Origin of the sequence: Nocardia otitidiscaviarum (assembly GCF_007362295.1) — a bacterium.
In the GTDB taxonomy this organism is placed as follows: Bacteria; Actinomycetota; Actinomycetes; order Mycobacteriales; family Mycobacteriaceae; genus Nocardia; species Nocardia otitidiscaviarum.
Genome location: NZ_CP041695.1, coordinates 1263570 through 1280397, shown reverse-complemented (window position 1 = coordinate 1280397; position 16828 = coordinate 1263570). Strand labels below are relative to the sequence as shown.

Below are 16828 nucleotides of genomic sequence, written 5' to 3'. Positions count from 1 at the left end.
ACATCGCACGCCGTCACATTCACCGCTCCCACCCGTCTCTCATACGCACCACCGCATTGCCGCGGTCGACGGGAGGAGACAGAGGTGCTGGAGAGAACGACGAGCCTGTGCGCACGCCATCGGCGGGCGGTACTGGTCGTGGCCACGATCGCCGTGCTACTGGCGGGCATCGCGGCCGCGACCCTGTTCGACCGTTTGAAAGGCGGCGGATTCGATGATCCGGGAGCGGAATCCCGCGCCGCCGCCGACATCCTGAGCGAACAGTTCGGCCAGGGTGAACCGAATCTGGTGCTGCTGGTGCGGACGCCGGGTTCGGTCGACGATCCGGCCGCCACCGCCGCCGCCACGGCGCTCACCGCGCGCCTCGGCGCGGAACCCGACGTCACCGGGGTGACGTCCTATTGGACGGCGGGCAGGCCGCCGGTACTGCGCGGCTCCGGCGGCGACCGCGCGCTGGTGATCGCCACCATCCTCGGCGACCCGGACCATATCGACGAGCGGATCGCCGATCTCGCCCCGCGCTACGCCGGTGCCCACGACGGACTCGAGGTGCGGGTCGGCGGCTACGCCATGTTGCAGCGGGAGATGTTCGAGCAGAGCGAGCGTGACGCCATCGCGGGTGAATCCATCGCCTTCCCGATCACGCTCGTCGCCCTGCTGTTCGTTTTCGGCAGTGTGGTGGCGGCGCTGCTGCCCCTGCTGGTCGCGATGGTCACGGTGCTGCTCACCATGGGCGCGATCTGGCTGCTCGCCGGGGTGATGGACCTGTCGGCGCTGTCGATGAACGTGGTGACGCTGCTGGGACTGGGCCTGGCCATCGATTACAGCCTGCTGATCGTGAGTCGTTTCCGCGAGGAGCTCGCGGCCGGGGACGAGCCGGGTCCGGCCTTGGCGACGACCATGCGGTCGGCGGGACGGACTGTCGCGTTCTCCGCGGTCACCGTGGCGGTGGCGCTGTCCGGGCTGCTGTTCTTCCCGTTGCAGGCGGTGCGATCGGTGGGTATCGCCGGTATCGCGGTGGCCCTGATCGCGGCGCTCAGCTCGCTGACCGTGCTGCCCGCCCTGCTGGCGGTACTGGGGCGACGGGTGGACAAGTGGCGAATCCGCAACGCCGACAGCGAGTCCCGGGATGTGCGGGAGGGTCGGTGGCATCGGCTGGCCGTCTTCGTCATGCGGCGGCCCGGTACGGTCGCGGTATCGGTGATCGCACTGCTGCTCGCGGTCGGTTCGCCGTTCCTGGGATTGCGGCTGGGCTTCCCGGACGAGCGGTCCATGCCCGAATCCTCGAGCGCCCGGCAGGTCGCCGAAACCGTGCGCGCCGACTTCGACACCAGTGAGCAGAACGCGCTGACCGTCGTACTGCCGCGGCTCGACGCCGATCCGGGCGCGTATGCCGCACGCCTCTCGGAACTGCCGCATGTGCAGCGGATCGACACCATCACCGGCGGCTATGCCGATGGCGCACAGGTGATTCCGCCGACGGCCGCGCACGCCCGGTACGGCGCGGACGGCGGCGCCTTCCTCACCGTGGTGCCCGATACCGACGATGCCGGGACGCTGGAGACGCTGGTCTCCGATATCCGCGCGGTCGATGCGCCCGGCGAGGCGCTGGTGGGCGGGGTGGCGGCGGTCAGCCTGGATGCGACCGACGCTCTCGTGCAACGGCTTCCGCTCGCGCTCACGGTGGTGGTCGCCGCCATGGTGGTGCTGCTGTTCCTGCTCACCGGCAGCGTCTTCCTGCCGGTGGTGGCGGTGCTGCTGAGCTGCCTGAGCCTCACCGCGACCTTCGGCTCACTGGTCTGGATCTTCCAGGACGGCCATCTGTCCGAACTGCTCGGGTTCACCGTCACCGGCACCCTGACCGCCACCGTCCCGATCATGCTGTTCGGGGTGGCGTTCGGCTTGGCCATGGACTACCAGGTGTTCCTGCTCGCCCGCATCCGCGAGGAGTACGAACGCACCGGCGATCCGACCGCGGCCGTGGCCAGCGGCTTGGAGCGCATCGGCCGCATCGTCACCGCTGCCGCGGTGCTCATCTCCGTGGTGTTCCTCGGCTTCCTGGTCTCCGACATCACCTTCATGAAGGCGTTCGGCATCGGCCTGCCGCTCGCGGTGCTCGCGGACGCCACCCTCATCCGGGGGTTCCTGCTGCCCGCGGCCATGCGGTTGGGCGGCCGGTGGACCTGGTGGGCACCCGCGCCGCTGCGACATCTGCACGCCCGCTTCGGTATTCGGGAGGGTGAGAGCGTCGATACCGGGGAGCGGGTGACCGTGTAGCGCACGCGCCGGTGTCCGCGCTTCCGGCCGTGGCGGGTGCGCCCGGTCGGAAGCGCATACGCCGCGTCGACTTCGCATTGAAAACGATGTTCAGTAGTATCGCCGCGTGACGATCAGCGCGCAGCAGCGGACCGGCAAACCGGGAACCGGAACGTCCACCGACGATCCGGCCGCCGCCGAAGCCGTATTCTTGGACGCGACCATGCGCCTGCTCGCACCACTGGGCGTCACGACCGGCGACGTGGTCGCCGACGTGGGTCCCGGAGCCGGAACCGCCGCCGTCGCACTGGCCCACGCCGTCGGCCCGCGCGGCCGCGTCTACGCCGTCGACCTGGACCCAGGAATGCTCGAAGCCACCATGGCCGCGGCCCACGATGCCGGTGTGGGCGATCGGATCCGGCCGGTCCTGCACGATCTGGAGGACGGCGCACCGCCGCTGCCCGAAACCGTCGACGCGGTGTGGTCGTCCTGGTGCGTACACCACGCCCGCGACTGGGATGCCGCCACCCGGGCCCTGGTCGGCATGCTGCGGCCGGGCGGCGTGCTGTGCCTGGCGGAGGGCGGGCTACCCACCCGATGTCTGCCCTGGGACACCGGCATCGGCCGCCCCGGACTGGAGATCCGGTTGGACGAGGCCCACGATCGGCATTTCACCCAGTGGTTCTTCGGCCGGGCGGGCGCGAAACGCCCCGGGCGGGGCTGGGCCGACATCCTCGCCCGCGCCGGGCTCACCGATGTCACCGCCTTCACCGAACTGGTCGACATTCCCGCACCGCTGCCCGCCGAGGTGCGCGGAGTGGTGCTGGCCGAACTGGCGGCGCGCGTCGGCCGGGCCGGACCGTTCCTCACCGCCGACGACGCCGCCGCGTGGCAGCGGCTGCTCGATCCGGACGACGCCGCCTGGCTCGGGCACCGCCACGATCTGGCCCTGCTCACCGCCCGCACCGGCTGGCGGGGGCGCAGGCCCGAGGCGTAGTCAGCTCGCCATCTCCTCGCAGCGCCGCACCACCTCGAGCACCCGGTCGATCTCCTCCGGCGTGTTGTAGACGTGCGCGCTCACCCGCACCGCGTGATCGTCGGAATCCCGACCGGCCTGGCAGTGGGCGTCGGCGCGCACCATGATGCCCTCGTCGGCGAGGACGAAACCGAGATCGTCGGACCGGACCCGCGCGTGCCGGAAGGTCACGATGCCCTCCCGGCGCTGCACCGGGGAATCCGCGCCGAGGCTGTCCTGACAGCCCAGCACCCGCACCCCGGGTAACCGGGAGAGGCCGTCGGTGAGGCGGGCGGCGAGGGCGGTGTTCCACGCCCCGATGTCGGCCAGCCCGGCCGCGTCGAGCCAGTCGAAGGCGGCCGCCAGACTCACGATGCCGGTCGTATTCGGCGTGCCCGCCCAGCCTCGCAGCGCGAAGCGGGGGCCGCGCCGATTGCGTGCCCACACCGCGCCGACACCGGGCAGCGCCAGTGCCTTGTGCCCGGAGAACACGACGAAGTCGACATCGAGATCGGCCACCGAGACCGGCCGATGACCTACGCTCTGCGCGGCGTCCAGGCAGATCGGCACGTCCGGTCCGACCGCGGCGCGCACCCGGTGCACATTCAGGTCGACACCGAACACGTGGTGCACGTGGGTGACGGCGACGAAGCGGGTCCGGTCGGTCACGAGGGACGGCAGTGCCCGGTGGTCGTAGTCCCCGGACGCGGGGTCCACCGGCATCGGCCGTACAGTGACACGAATGCCGCTGCGCGCCAGGCTGTCTCGCAGGTCGAGCCAGGGCCGCAGATTGGCTTCGTGATCACCGAACGGGGCGATGATCTCGTCACCGTCGGTGAGCGACTCCGCCAGCCAGTCCCGCGCCACCGCCCGCAGCCCGTCGCTGGTGCCGCCGACGAACTCGACCGTCGACTCGGAGCCGTTGTCGCCCAGCACCTGTCGAATGCGCTCGCGGGCGGCGTCGATGCGTCGGCCGGTGGCGGTGCCCCACGGGTAGGAGCCGCGCCCGGCATTGGCGTTGCCGGTGGTGAGGTACGCGGTGACGGCGTCGAGCACCGCCGTCGGCTTCTGTGTGGTGGCCGCGCTGTCCAGATACGCCAGTCCCGGATTGTTCGCGATGATAGGGAACTGCGCCCGCAATCCCCGCTGCCAGTGCGCCAGGCGGTGCAGGACCTCGGCCGGATTCGTCATGGTGGTCATGGCATCAGTCCCGGACCAGCGGTGCGCCCGCGTCGCGCCAGGCCACGATGCCGCCGCGCAGACTGCGCGCGTCCCGATGCCCCATTCTCGTCAGCAGCGCCGCGTAGCGGGCGGACTTCTCGCCGACCGGGCACACCAGCAGCACCGGCCGTGCCGAGCCGAACGGCAGGCCGCCGCGCAGCAGGTCGTCGAAGAGTTCGTCCACCATATTGATCGAATTCTCGATATGCAGTGCGGTGTAGGCGAATCCGCCGCGCAGGTCCACCACCAGCGGGCGTTCCCGCTCGATCCACTCGCGCGCCTCGGGCACATCCACCTGGACGGCGGCGGCGATCTCGGCGTCGGTCAGCGTATCCACCGAATTGGGGCGCGGCGGCTGCTTGAACAGGTCGGGACGGCGCTTGCGCAGATAGCTCATATAGCTCTCCACCCGGTCGCACACGATGAACACCGCGGTGCGCCGCTCGGTGAGCGTGGCGTCCAGAGCCGAAAGATGACGCAGGGCACCGAAGTACGCCGCACCGGCGGTGGGGCCGCCCAGGATGCCGCAGCGACGGTTGAGGGTGAGCATGCCGTCGATGGCCTCGGCGGCGCTCACCGCGTCCAGGGTGTCGTAGTTCTCCGGGTCGAACAGCCCGACCTCGTTGACCTCGTCGATATTTCGGATACCGGGGATGAAATCGCTTTTGGCCGCGACCAATCCGACCACCGATACGGACGGGTCGTGTTCCCGCAGCACACCCGCCACCCCCGATGACGACCCGGCCGTGCCGACGCAGGCGATGAAGACGTCCGGGGCGCGGCCGTCGAGATCCTTGATGATCTCGGTGGCGGTGCCGACCCGGTGCGCGTCCAGATTGCGCGGATTGAAGTACTGATCGGTGTGCAGGTAGCCGTTGCCCTCCTCGGTGAGCATCCGGTACATGCGGGTCAGCGGATCCTCGGTATCGGTCGGGTCCAGGCATTCGGTCTGGCCGGGCAGCTCCTCGATCTGCGCGCCGAGCAACAACAGCAGATCCTTGATCTCGGGCACCCGCATGCGGTTGGTCACGCTCTTGAACGGCAGGCCGTGCATGGCGGCGATGACCGCGAGGGCCTTGGCGGTATTGCCGCTGGACAGTTCCACGATGGCGTCGCCGCGCTCGATGGCCGCGGGCAGGTCCTCGCGCACCATGTTCCAGGCCGGGCGGTCCTTCACCGAGCCGAACGGATTGAGCATCTCCAGCTTGGCGTACAGGTCGATATGGCGCAGCCCGTGCACGGTCGGGTCGATCCGGACCAGCGGCGTATCCCCGATGGCGTCGAGAATGCTGTCGTACTTCATGAGCGGTTCCCTTTCACCGGCCAGTACTGTTCGTCCAGGCACCACGACCATCCGCCCGCGGCGCGATGGACCGCGACCGTGCGGGCGATGGGCTGCATCAGCGCGTGATCCGCAGCGAAATCCATGAAGTAGCCGGCCGTGTTCACGAAGGCCAGCAGATCTCCCGGCTCCGGCGGGCGGGGCAGCGTGACCTGACGGCGGGTGATCAGGTCGTCCTCGAGACACAGATTCCCCGCCAGGTACACACCGGTCGGCGTGCCCGGGCGCGATGGCAGCAGCACCGGATCCATCAGCACCGCATGCTCTTCCGCGCTGATATCGCGCGAGTTGGCCGCCAGCCGGACCAGCGGGTCGCCGCTGTGGGTGGTGCGCACCTCGGCGATCCGGGCCAGGGTGAGGCCGCACTGGTCGGCCAGTGCGCGTCCGGGCTCGATGTACAGGTCGTAGAGGTTTTCCAGCAGCAGCGTGGCGAACGACCGTTCCAGGCTGACGGATTCGCGATCGAGCAGCTCGTCCAGGTACCGCGCGCCGGCCGTGTCGCGGTAGGCCGGATACACGCCCAGCGCACCGCGCAGGGTTCCGGCTTCGGCGCGCAGGCCGTAGCCGTGGTTCTGCCAGGTCATGGGTGGGCGCAGGCCGAGGACCGCGGTGCCGAGTTCGGTGGTGTAGCGCTCCCATTCGCCGCGGTCGGCCAGATAGTTGACGCCGAAGCCGCCGCCGATGTCGATCGCGGTGGGGGCGAAGCCGCGCCCCAGGGCCTCGTGCATGGCCAGCAGGCAGCCTTCGAGGGCGAGCGCCTTCTCCTCGATGCCGGTGGTGTCCAGATGGTAGGAGACGCCGAGCAGGCGCAGCACGGCCCGGTGCTCGTCGAGAGTGTCCAGCACGTCGGCGAGTTCGCGGGCGTGCACCCCGAATCTGCTGGGGCGACTGAGAATCGGCACGCCCGGCGAATCGAAGGCCGAGAGCCGGATCATCACCCGCACCGGCGGCAGGCCGAAGCGGGTGACGATGGCGGCAAGCTCCCGCAGCTCCGCGCGGGAGTCGGCGTTGACCACCGCACCCACCCTGGCTGCGAGCCACAGGAATTCGGCGTCCTTGGGGCCGGTCGCCATGATCCGATCCCCGCTGAACCCGGCCGCCAGCACATGCCGCAGTTCACCGAGCGAGGCGACGTCCACCCCGCACTCCCCCGCCGCCAGCTCGCGGATCAGCGCGCTGGACCGGTTGGCCTTGTGCGCGAAGTACACCTCTCCGCTCAGCCGCCGCCGGTCGTACACCGCGCGATACTCCGCCGCGTTGGCCGTGATCTGTTCGGGTACAACAATATTCAGCGGCGAACCGAGCGCGTCCACCATGGCGGACAGTCGCTCCGGGACCGCGAGGACATCCCTGACCAGCTCGCTCATCAGCGGCGTCAGAACCAGCTCCGGCTTCACCTATACAACCCCGTCCGAGTCCGGCACCGCACCTGGCGCAAACCACCGTCTTGCTTGTAAATCCAGGGTAGCGACCAGTATGGAACCGGACCGCTCCTCATGGCATGAGAGGCAGCGAACGGGCAGCAGTCACCCCGAGGGCCAACCTCCCGGCCCGGGGGCACGGATCGAACACATGCGAAGTCAAGTTCTGACCAGTCGGAATTGATCCGATCATTTTCCGGGAGATGGCGTTTGCAAGTACATGCTCTTGGTCATTCGTATAATTCGTTGTAGCGGAGCATATTACGATTCACCTGGCCATCGGAGGATGAATACGATGCCCACCACCAAACTGAAGGAATGCCCCCAGGAACTCTGGCTCGGCGAGTACGGGTATTCGAGCAGCGGAATCTGCTATTACATGAGCGAATACGTGCGCGAGAGCATATGGAACGGGGTCAAGAAATTCTCCGAAGCGGTCGACGCGGCCAAGGAGGCGGTACCCGCCACGATCGTGAAAGCGGGCAAGGCCAAGAACCTGCGCGACAAGGGCGGTGAGGCACACGGCAAAGCCCAGCAGGCGTACAACCAGATCCCCGCCGACCTGGCCACCAACAAGGTCTACCGCGTCGGCCTCTGGTTCGGCGAGACCGGCAAGAACCCTGCCAACGGCCAGCATCAGAACCACGAGGCCGTCGTCCTCACCAGCGGCGACACCGAAGTCGTCTTCTTCGAGCCCAACTTCGGCTTCTACCACGCCGATGAGGGCACCACCCGCAAAGCGGCATTCGAAGGAGCCGTCCGCAACCTCTACACCGGCAACGGCGAACACGCCGAGAACTTCCACTACGAGGTGGACCGCAGCGTCAAATAGAGAATGTCGGCGTCACGTAGGGAGTGATCGACGCCGCTGCACGAGGCGCGAACCCGACGGAGCCGTGGATCCATGATCCGCGGCTCTTGTTCGTGACAACTCGGCAACCCACTCTCGGATAGATCGCGACACACGACCTTCTGTGGTTCGCCGATGAGCCGTGTCAACAATGTGGTGCAGGCGGGCCAGCACGGGAAATGACGTCGGCCCGATGCGACACTGGAGGCGGTAACGATTCCAGAGCGAACAAGGGAGCGCCGACACCATGGCCGCCAACCCCGACCCCGACGACCTGTTTCTCAGCGACGAGGAGCGGACGCACGCCCTCGACGCGCTCGGCAAGCACTACGCCGACGGGCGCTTGGACAGCACCGAGTTCTACGACCGCTCGGGCGCGGTCGCCACCGCCCGCACGCTGGGCGCGCTCGGGGAGGCGTTCAGCGGCCTGCCCGGCGGCGTGCCGCTGACGCGAGTCAACGGGCAGGTGGCCAAGGTCCCCGTCAACGACAACCCCCCGGCGACGGGCGGCGACAACGCGGCGGCCGAACTCGCCGCGCTCCGCGCCCGCGGCAATACCATCGACTCACTCGACTGGATCATCGTCGGCATCACCCTCATCACCTTCCTCGTCCTCCAGGTGATCGTGAGCTGGGACTACGCCTGGATCGTCTGGCCCTCGCTGATCATCACCCTGAGCATTCCGCGCATGATCCTGCGATTCAGCGATTCCGACGAAGAGGTGTACGAGGAACTGAAGAAGTCCGACGCGGCCGCCCGCAAGAAGCGACTCTCCGAAGCCACCAAGCGGATCCGGGAACTCGAGGGCGGCGGCAACACCGGCGGCTGACGGTCAGTATCGCCACACGAAATCCGGGACCTGCCCGATGACATCGTGCAGGAAGTCGGCATGGAACCAGACCTCGTCCGGTCGCAGACGGCCCGCGCGCACGGTGATCGCCCACTGACCTTCGAACCGGAATCCGACGGTGTTCGCGCGGGCGTCGGCCAGTAGCCACTCCATCATCCGTGGGCTGAGCACGTCGTAGGCGAAACGTTCGCTGGCGGCGTCGATTCGAAAGCGTTCATTGAACTCCTGGCTCTCCAGCAGCACGCCCTTGCGGCCGCGACAGGAGAACAACCCGCTGCCGAAATCCCGGCTGACGCTCAGCCACGGACGGCACGACGGCAGCGCCAGTGCGACGAACTGCCAAGAATGGACCACGGTCGACTTGTTGTTCTTGGTGGTGTACCGGTACTCCCCGAAGACAATTGCCCGCCCGCGGTGGTTGCCCCGGAACACGTCGTGGCCGACGCGATCGTTCCCGACACCGAAAGGCGCACGGAGCGAGAGTGCGCTGACAGTACGGTCGTTCGGCGTGTAGTGCAGTCCGTTGCGCACGGCCCATTGATGCAGGCGTGCCATCTCCAGCCGACGGGCCTGCTCCCGGTGCGAGGTGATCGCGACAGCGACGACGATCGGCGCGACGATCGCCGACACCGAAAGAAGCAGCAGCACCAGCATCAATTCCATGTCCGCCCCCGGCCGGCATCAGTGTGCGGGCGGAAGGGACTGCGGTGGATACGGCGGCTGGACTTGATTCCCCCGATTCCAGAGTCCGCCGATCTGCGGCGCTTGGCGAGCCCGCGCGTCGGCGATTTCGAAGTACTCCGCCGGGGCGAACGAGAACATACTCGCGAAGAGGCTCGAGGGAACCGTCTGCAACCGCGTATTGTACTGGCGCACATTGCCGTTGAAGAACCGTCGCCCGGCCGCGATCCGATCCTCGGTCTCGGCGAGCTGCCGCTGCAGATACAGGAAATTCTGATTCGACCGCAGCTGCGGATAGCTCTCCGCCAGCCCGAGGAAGCCATGCAACGCACCGCTCAGCTCGGATTCCAGTTGCCCCTGCCGACCGCGACCGACATCCGACGCCTGCCGCGCCCGCACCGCCGCCGATCGCGCGTTCACGACAGCCGACATCGCCTGCTGCTCGAATCCGGCAGCGATACGCGCGGTGTCGACGAGATTGGGAATCAGATCATGCCGCCGCTGCAGTTCGACATCGACCTGACGCCATGCCTCCTCGATCATATGGCGCTGCCGCACGAAGGTGTTGTACGCCGAGAACACCACGATGAGCACGACCATGACGACGAGAAGCAACAGGACGAAAGCAACTGCCATGATGATCAGCTTGGCAGGGGGCGACCGGAATGCGCCAACGGGCGACGACTCGGCACGAGGCACGAAATCAATGGCTGACGTTTGGACGGACATGTTACCGTCAGCATCGTGACGGAGGTCGACTTTCCCATCCTCGGCACGGAGCCGCTGCCGGTGGAGTTCGCGAACACCGACTACGGCGGCGGTGCGGAGCGCATCGACTTCCTGCGGAGCGCCGAACAGATCGATCGATGGTTCGCGGTCGTTCACCCGCCCGCGATCGAGGGTGAGATGGGGCGCGCCGGTGAGCGGGTGCGGCAGTTGCGGGACGGTGTGCGTCACCTCCTGAGCGCTGCCGCCGACCGGGCCGCACCGGATCCGCGACGACTCGACATCGTCAATGAATTCGCCCGAGCCGCACCCACATTCGCACAGATGGTGTGGACACCGGATACTGCGCCCGCAGCCCGACGGTTCGACATCGCCACCGGCGCACCGGCTCTGCTGGGCCACATCGCCACCTGCAGTATCGAATTGCTCATCGGGCCACAGTCGGACGCCCTGCGCCGCTGCTCGGGTCCGGGCTGCTCCCTGCTTTTCGTCAAGAACCACGCCCGGCGACGCTGGTGCCACCCCTCCTGCGGGCACCGCGACCGCCAAGCCCGCTACTACCGCCGTCATCATCCCCGAGAGGTGCGCCCGTGATCACCTGGCGTCGACTGCGCGAGCAGGACTTTCCCCTGCTCGCGCACTGGCTCGAACAGCCGCATGTCGCCCGCTGGTGGCATCACGAAACCTCGCCCGAAGCGGTCGCCCGCGACTTCGGACCCGCCACCCGCGGCGAGGAACCCTCCGAGGACCTCCTGGTCTTTCTCGACCGCCGCCCCGTGGGCCTGGTCCAGCGCTGCGCCCTGGCCGACTACCCCGACTATCGCGACGAGTTGGCCGCCGCGACCGAGGTGCCCACCAACACCCTGACCATCGACTATCTGATCGGCGACCTCGACCGCACCGGCCACGGCCTGGGCAGCCGCATGATCGCGGCCGTCGTCGAGGCGACCTGGACCGATCACCCCACCGCGACAACCATTCTGGTCCCGGTCGTCGCCGCCAACCGCGCCTCCTGGCGGGCGCTGGAGAAGGCCGGTCTGCACCGAGTAGCCGAAGCCGACCTGGAACCGGACAACCCGGTCGACGGTCGAACCCACTACCTCTACCGGGCGGACCGCACCCGCACCACCGCCCACACCGAACGCGACGACTCGCCTCGACACGCGGTGCGGTGAGCCGACCGGCTGGACCGCCGAGCACCCTCCCTCTGTGAAAGGCGCTCGGCGAACTTGAGAATCACAGGTACGGCCGGGCGTTTATCTCGATACCGTGACCAGCGGGGTCGCGGAAGTAGACACCCCGCCCACCATGCTCGGAGTTGATCTCGCCGGGCCGGTGGAAGTGCGGATCGGCCCAGTGCGCCACACCCCATCGCGCAGGTGGTGTTGCCGGTGCTCACCGGAGAGGTGAGTGCTTGCGAGGACGCGCAGCGGCGTGGCGTGAGTCCGACGACGCTGGCCGACGGCACCCTTTGAGTGCCGTGCCGGGACTGAGTGCCTTCGAAGCAACCGCCCCGGACAGCCCGTGGTAGGCGGCGTCAGAATGCATCGGCGAAGGTCTGGACGACTGGTTGTCGCGGGTCGTAGGTGGCCCACCCGGGGTCTCCTGCTCTCGCGAAAGCGACCCAGGCGGAATGCATCTGGGCCGCGAGGCCGACCGGGACGTCGCCGGGACCGAGCAAGCCGGTATCCCCGCGAAGCCGTGGCTCGTCGATCGTGTCGAACACGAAGGGCAACTCGACGGCATGAGCAGCGCCGAGCCGCCCGCGCAGAGCTGTCGAACGGAACCCGAACGAGTAGACGTGCGTGCGGCCACCCGAAATCCGCGCGTGTGCCTGCGCCATCCGCGCGGTGCCGGCCCAGAACAGGGTGTCGCTGAGCACTGTGGAGCGCAGTTCTCCCGGTCCGGCATTCGGCCGGTCCGCGCGAAGCTCGGCGAGCGCGGTCTCCGGGTCCGCGTACGCGCGGTCGGTGACGGCGAGTAGGTCGGCCTCGGTAGTGGACTCGAGAGTTCCTGCGGGCACGACGTAGAGACGCCCCTCCTCGGTGTTGGTACCGATCAGCAACTCGACCTCGCTCGCAGGGCCGTCGGCCAGACCGTCGGCAGGTTGAACGGGCAGTACCAGACTGAACGGGCTGAGACCGACCAGCGGATCCGTCGCAGTGGCTGTGTGCAGATCCAGACCGCTCAGCGCAGGCAAGATAGCCAGTAGACGCTCGTCCGCAATCGCGGCGAACGCCTCCACAGTCGGTTCCACACCCAGCACAGCGGCCGCCGCCGCGGTAACCCGCTGCGCCTGCTCCGGTGTGAAAGCGCCTGTGCCATTGCCGCTCTGGATGATCGCTCGATGGAACAGGCCCCTGGCGTCCGGAGCCGCGAGTAGCGCGCCGACCAGTGTGGCACCTGCGGATTGACCGAAGACCGTGACATTCTCCGGATCCCCGCCGAACGTCGCGATCGTGTCGCGCACCCAGCCGAGTGCGGCGAGCACATCGAGCAGCCCACGGTTGGCCGGCGCACCTTCCAGGTCGAGGAAGCCGGGAATGCCGAGACGGTAGTTCACTGTCACGAGGACGACGCCGTCGCGGGCAAAGGCGCTGCCGTCGTAGAGCGCGGCGCGAGTCGAGCCGGTGACGAACCCGCCGCCGTGGACGAAAACCATGACGGGACGTTTGCCGCTGTCGGCGGCAGGTGTGCGGACATCGACCGTCAAGTACTCCGCGCCCCGCACCCAGCCCGGTCCGAAGTAGGGAATCATGTCGAGCTTGCCGAAATCGCGGGCGGGCTGGGGCGCCGTCGGCCCGTACTGGGTGCCGTCGCGGACGAAGGACCAGCCGGGATGCCTTGTGGGTGGCGCGAATCGGCGTGCACCGATCGGGGCCACCGCATAGGGGATGGCACGAAAGAACTGGCCGGACTCGTCGCGACCCCCGCGCACGGCGCCCGCGGGGGTTTCAACGATCGGGTCTGGATCAACAGGCATCGGAAACACTTCCTCTCCGGGAAAGTTCAGGAGATGCGGGAGAAACCCGCCCACTCCTTGATCGAGAACTTCGACCCGGTCCGCTCGATCCGGGCCGCACCCTGGCCGCCGAAATGCGCGGGGAACACGAGTGCGTTGTTCTCGGCGGCCTGACCGAGCAGCCTGTGCCGGGTGGCGCGGGCTTCGGCCGGGTCCTCACAGAAGCAGGAATTGGTTCGCGGCTCCACGATCTGCAACGGGGTGTGCATCAGGTCCCCGACGAACAGCGCCCGGTCGGTGCCCGACTCCAGGGTGAGGACGGACGAACCTGGCGTGTGCCCCGGCGCGAGATCGAGTCGCAAGTTCTTGTCGATCCGATATGACCCGTCCCACAAATGGGCCAGCCCCGCCTGATGGATCGGCGTGACACTGTCCTCGAAGACATTCTGGTTGCCGCGGCCGAGTACGGTCTCACGCTCGTTGGCCGGATCCCAGAACTCGAAGTCCCGCAACGGCATCAGATAGGTCGCGTTCGGGAAGGTCGGTACCCACGTGCGGCCGTCCAGACGGGTGTTCCAGCCGACGTGGTCGATGTGCAGGTGGGTGTTGATCACGACATCGACGTCCTCGGGGCGGACCCCGGCGGCGGCGAGGTTGTCGAGGTAGTTCGTATCGAGGCGGCTCCACACCGGTGCGTATGGCCGTTCCTTGTGGTTGCCGACGCCGGTGTCGACCAGGATCGTGCGCCCCTCACTGCGCAGCAGCCAGGTCTGCAGCGCCGAGTGGCACTCGCCGGTTTCGAGGTTCCAGAACTCGGGTGCCAGCCAGCCGCGGTGTGCGTCCCACGCGCCGTCGGGGCTGTCGGGGAAGAACTGGCCCGGGCTCATCTCGACCGTGCCGTAGAACTCTTTGATTCGGGTGACGGTGACCTCGCCAAGGGTGATCTGTTCCATGTCGTCGAGCCTGGACATCGCGGCGCGGACCAACCACTCCCGCTGTGTCCTACCACCGCCAGGGTGTGGCTGCGCCCGACCCGTCCCCGGATACTGGAGCAATGAGCGGACCCGGACCCCTCGGCGACTTTCTCCAAGCCCGGCGGGCAAGGCTGCGGCCGGAGGACGTCGGCTTGCGCGAGACCGGACCCCGCAGGCGGGTCAGCGGTTTGAGGCGCGAAGAGCTGGCCCAGCTGGCCGGGGTCAGCGTCTCGTATTACACACGGCTTGAGCAGGGGACGTCGCGCGGGGCCTCGGCCGAGGTACTCGACGCGGTCGCGCACGCGCTGCGCCTCGACGACCACGAGCGCGCGCACCTCGACCGCCTCGCCGCCGCCGCTCGCCACACATCCCGAGTGCGCCGGCCACGTCCCGAGAGACTCGCCGATGAGACGCGCGACCTGCTCCGCGCCGTCGACGGGGTCCCGGCGCTGGTACTCGGCAGGCGCACCGACGTGCTCGCGTGGAACACTCTCGGACACGCCCTGCTGGCCGGGCACCTGGACTTCCACAGCCCGGACGACCCATCGCGCCGGCCGAATATGAGCAGGCTGGTCTTCCTGGACCCGCACAGTCGCGAGCTGTACGCGGACTGGAAACGCAAGGCCCGCGCCGTAGTCGGCAACCTGCGCATCGCCGTTGGTATGTACCCGGATGACCCGCTGCTCGCGGAACTGATCGGCGAGCTGACGATGAAGAGTCCGGAGTTCGTGACACTGTGGGGCGACCACCGGGTGACACCCTGCGACGCCGCGTCCTACGAACTGCACCATCCGGTCGTCGGCACGACGACGGTGACGCAGCAGACCCTCTCGATCGCCCGCGCCCCCGGCCAGGCACTGATCGTGTGTACGACCGCCTCCGGGTCCCCTGCCGAGGAAGCACTCGCATTGCTCCGACAGGCAGGCGAGGGCCGCGCCGCAGTGAGTACTCGCACCCCATGATGGTGTGTAGTCATCACGGTGGGGGCAGCGGAGTCAGGTTCTCGCCGTTGAGGATTGCCTGCATCCGGTGTTCGATATGACCCTTCCACTCCGGGTGGGTCAGCACATAGAGACGTTCCTCCCGAATGGCTCGCAGCACCTGATCGGCGACAACTCGCGGGCTGGTGCCGTGGGCGAACATCTGCCGCAGGTCGTCCATACTCACCTCGGGCGGAAGCGAACTCGGGCCGACGTCGGCGAAGCGGTCGGGTCGATTGCGGTCGGAATCCAGGATGCGGGTATCGACCACCCCTGGCATCAGTACCGAGATCCGCGGCTTCAATCCGCCGCCGACAAGTTCCATGTGGACCGTCTCCGACAGCGCGATCACGGCGGATTTGGTCGCGCCGTACACGCTGGACCCGCCCGCCACACCGGCCACCGACGCCGTGTTGACGATGTGTGCCTCTTCGTCCTGCTCGATCATGATCGGCAGGAAGCTGCGGTGACCGTGCACCACGCCCATCAGGTTGACGCCGAGCACCCACGACCAGTCGTCGAGCGTGCTCGTCCACGACGGCACACCACCCCCGGCCACCCCGGCGTTGTTGCACAGGATATGCACGGCCCCGTACCGCTCCAGGGTCGCCGCAGCCAGTGCCGCCACCTCGTCGGGGTTCGACACATCCGTCACGATGCCGTGCACGTCCCCACCGGCCGCCCGCAACTCCGCCGCGGTCGCCGCGAGCGCATCCTCCTCCACATCGCTGAGGACCACCCGGGTTCCGGAATCGAGGAATGCCTCGACCATCCCCCGCCCGATACCGCTGGCCGCCCCGGTGACAACGGCGACCTTGTCGCGCAGATCCCGCACCGCGCCTCCCTTTTCGCCCGGACAAGACCCTTCCCACCGTACGGCGGCGACCGGTACCGCACATCGGCCCGACGAATGATGTCGCGAATCCGGTTCGACCGCAGGCCGTTAGATGATCACGGCTGGGCGCAGTCGGCTGTTGTATTGCGGCCCTGTGCGATACGGACGCTCATCGATGGTCGGCGTCAGCGTCGAGGTTCGCGATCATGCGCCGTAGCACATCCATCATCAGCGTGAAGTCGTCCTGGCTGATCCCTCGCGCGGCGATGTCGCGGATGCGGGCGACCTCCGTGCCCGCCGCGGTGTGTACGGAGCGGCCCGCGTTGGTCAGGGCGACGGTGCCGTCGGGTTGAGCGTGGATCCACCCGCGGCCGATCAGATCGTCGGTCAGTTCGGTCAGGTTTTCGTTGTTCACCTCCCAGAACGGCCGCAGGGCATCGATCAGCTCGTCGTGACCGCGGGGACCGGCGGCGAGAGTGTTGAGGGTCTGCCACTGGCGGCGGGTGAGTCCCGCATCGCCGAGCAGGCGGCCGAAGGTCGATTCGAGCAGTTGATCCAGACGCTTGAGCTGGTAGCCGATCAACCGTTCCGATCGTTCGTCTTCCGTGTTCCCAGCGGTCGTGGTGGTGCTCTGCGCGGTATCCGAACCGCACGCCGCCAGCGATCCGGCGATGACCAGCACCAGTGTGACGGCGATGGCGCGAAGTCTCATGAG

At 68.1% G+C, this 16828-nt stretch carries 16 protein-coding genes and 1 pseudogene; 7 read left to right on the top strand and 10 right to left on the bottom strand.

The window, feature by feature from the left end:
• The first annotated feature begins 84 nt into the window (after positions 1 to 84).
• Positions 85 to 2277, top strand: a complete 2193-nt coding sequence (locus tag FOH10_RS05285; protein WP_143979852.1) for an MMPL family transporter — start codon at positions 85 to 87, stop codon at positions 2275 to 2277.
• A 106-nt stretch (positions 2278 to 2383) separates the two neighbouring features.
• Complete coding sequence (locus FOH10_RS05280) at positions 2384 to 3253, top strand: class I SAM-dependent methyltransferase (RefSeq protein WP_143979851.1); 870 nt, start codon at positions 2384 to 2386, stop codon at positions 3251 to 3253.
• Here FOH10_RS05280 and FOH10_RS05275 read toward each other — a convergent pair whose 3' ends face one another.
• From FOH10_RS05275 to FOH10_RS05265, 3 genes are read right to left on the bottom strand one after another with little or no spacing between them, the layout of a single operon-like run.
• Complete coding sequence (locus FOH10_RS05275) at positions 3254 to 4471, bottom strand: aminotransferase class V-fold PLP-dependent enzyme (protein ID WP_143979850.1); 1218 nt, start codon at positions 4469 to 4471, stop codon at positions 3254 to 3256.
• Positions 4472 to 4475: 4 nt separating this feature from the next.
• Positions 4476 to 5795 carry a pyridoxal-phosphate dependent enzyme gene (locus tag FOH10_RS05270; RefSeq protein WP_143979849.1) on the bottom strand — a complete coding sequence of 440 codons (1320 nt, stop codon included), beginning with the start codon at positions 5793 to 5795 and terminating at the stop codon, positions 4476 to 4478.
• Positions 5792 to 7231: a type III PLP-dependent enzyme domain-containing protein gene (locus FOH10_RS05265; protein ID WP_221937927.1), complete on the bottom strand. Its 1440-nt coding sequence runs from the start codon at positions 7229 to 7231 to the stop codon at positions 5792 to 5794. The genes FOH10_RS05270 and FOH10_RS05265 overlap by 4 nt, the downstream gene beginning before the upstream one ends.
• Positions 7232 to 7550: 319 nt before the next feature.
• On the opposite strand from FOH10_RS05265, the gene FOH10_RS05260 reads away from it, so the two are divergent.
• Both FOH10_RS05260 and FOH10_RS05255 read left to right on the top strand, forming a co-directional pair.
• Positions 7551 to 8087, top strand: a complete 537-nt coding sequence (locus FOH10_RS05260) for a hypothetical protein (RefSeq protein ID WP_143979848.1) — start codon at positions 7551 to 7553, stop codon at positions 8085 to 8087.
• 265 nt (positions 8088 to 8352) lie between these two features.
• Positions 8353 to 8934 (top strand): DUF1707 SHOCT-like domain-containing protein, encoded by a 582-nt coding sequence (locus FOH10_RS05255; RefSeq protein WP_143979847.1) that lies wholly within the window; start codon positions 8353 to 8355, stop codon positions 8932 to 8934.
• 3 nt (positions 8935 to 8937) lie between these two features.
• Here the strand turns inward: FOH10_RS05255 and FOH10_RS05250 are convergent, their stop codons facing one another.
• Together FOH10_RS05250 and FOH10_RS05245 are read right to left on the bottom strand one after the other, a co-directional pair.
• The gene (locus FOH10_RS05250; RefSeq protein WP_143979846.1) at positions 8938 to 9618 is read right to left on the bottom strand and encodes a DUF3137 domain-containing protein; all 681 of its coding nucleotides are present in this window, start codon (positions 9616 to 9618) and stop codon (positions 8938 to 8940) included.
• 18 nt (positions 9619 to 9636) lie between these two features.
• Entirely contained in the window at positions 9637 to 10272 is a 636-nt protein-coding gene (locus FOH10_RS05245) for a LemA family protein (protein WP_143979845.1), read from the bottom strand.
• 108 nt (positions 10273 to 10380) lie between these two features.
• On the opposite strand from FOH10_RS05245, the gene FOH10_RS05240 reads away from it, so the two are divergent.
• Positions 10381 to 10956 carry a CGNR zinc finger domain-containing protein gene (locus tag FOH10_RS05240; RefSeq protein WP_186000727.1) on the top strand — a complete coding sequence of 192 codons (576 nt, stop codon included), beginning with the start codon at positions 10381 to 10383 and terminating at the stop codon, positions 10954 to 10956.
• A complete protein-coding gene (locus FOH10_RS05235) occupies positions 10953 to 11537 on the top strand; it encodes a GNAT family N-acetyltransferase (RefSeq protein ID WP_143979843.1) in 585 nt (194 codons plus the stop codon). The genes FOH10_RS05240 and FOH10_RS05235 overlap by 4 nt, the downstream gene beginning before the upstream one ends.
• A gap of 61 nt (positions 11538 to 11598) precedes the next feature.
• On the opposite strand, the pseudogene FOH10_RS35445 reads toward FOH10_RS05235, so the two are convergent.
• The 3 genes and pseudogenes from FOH10_RS35445 to FOH10_RS05220 all read right to left on the bottom strand — a co-directional run.
• A pseudogene (locus FOH10_RS35445) lies at positions 11599 to 11730 on the bottom strand (VOC family protein); the annotation flags it as partial.
• A 169-nt stretch (positions 11731 to 11899) separates the two neighbouring features.
• Positions 11900 to 13345: a carboxylesterase/lipase family protein gene (locus FOH10_RS05225; protein ID WP_143979842.1), complete on the bottom strand. Its 1446-nt coding sequence runs from the start codon at positions 13343 to 13345 to the stop codon at positions 11900 to 11902.
• A gap of 26 nt (positions 13346 to 13371) precedes the next feature.
• Entirely contained in the window at positions 13372 to 14277 is a 906-nt protein-coding gene (locus tag FOH10_RS05220; protein ID WP_143979841.1) for an MBL fold metallo-hydrolase, read from the bottom strand.
• Between the two features lie 101 nt (positions 14278 to 14378).
• Here FOH10_RS05220 and FOH10_RS05215 point away from each other — a divergent pair, with 101 nt between their 5' ends.
• Positions 14379 to 15260, top strand: a complete 882-nt coding sequence (locus FOH10_RS05215) for a helix-turn-helix domain-containing protein (protein WP_143979840.1) — start codon at positions 14379 to 14381, stop codon at positions 15258 to 15260.
• Positions 15261 to 15273: 13 nt separating this feature from the next.
• Here the strand turns inward: FOH10_RS05215 and FOH10_RS05210 are convergent, their stop codons facing one another.
• Both FOH10_RS05210 and FOH10_RS05205 read right to left on the bottom strand, forming a co-directional pair.
• Positions 15274 to 16113, bottom strand: coding sequence for an SDR family NAD(P)-dependent oxidoreductase (locus tag FOH10_RS05210; protein ID WP_143979839.1), 840 nt, complete (start codon positions 16111 to 16113; stop codon positions 15274 to 15276).
• 169 nt (positions 16114 to 16282) lie between these two features.
• Positions 16283 to 16825 carry a MarR family winged helix-turn-helix transcriptional regulator gene (locus FOH10_RS05205; RefSeq protein ID WP_244961632.1) on the bottom strand — a complete coding sequence of 181 codons (543 nt, stop codon included), beginning with the start codon at positions 16823 to 16825 and terminating at the stop codon, positions 16283 to 16285.
• Positions 16826 to 16828: the final 3 nt, after the last annotated feature.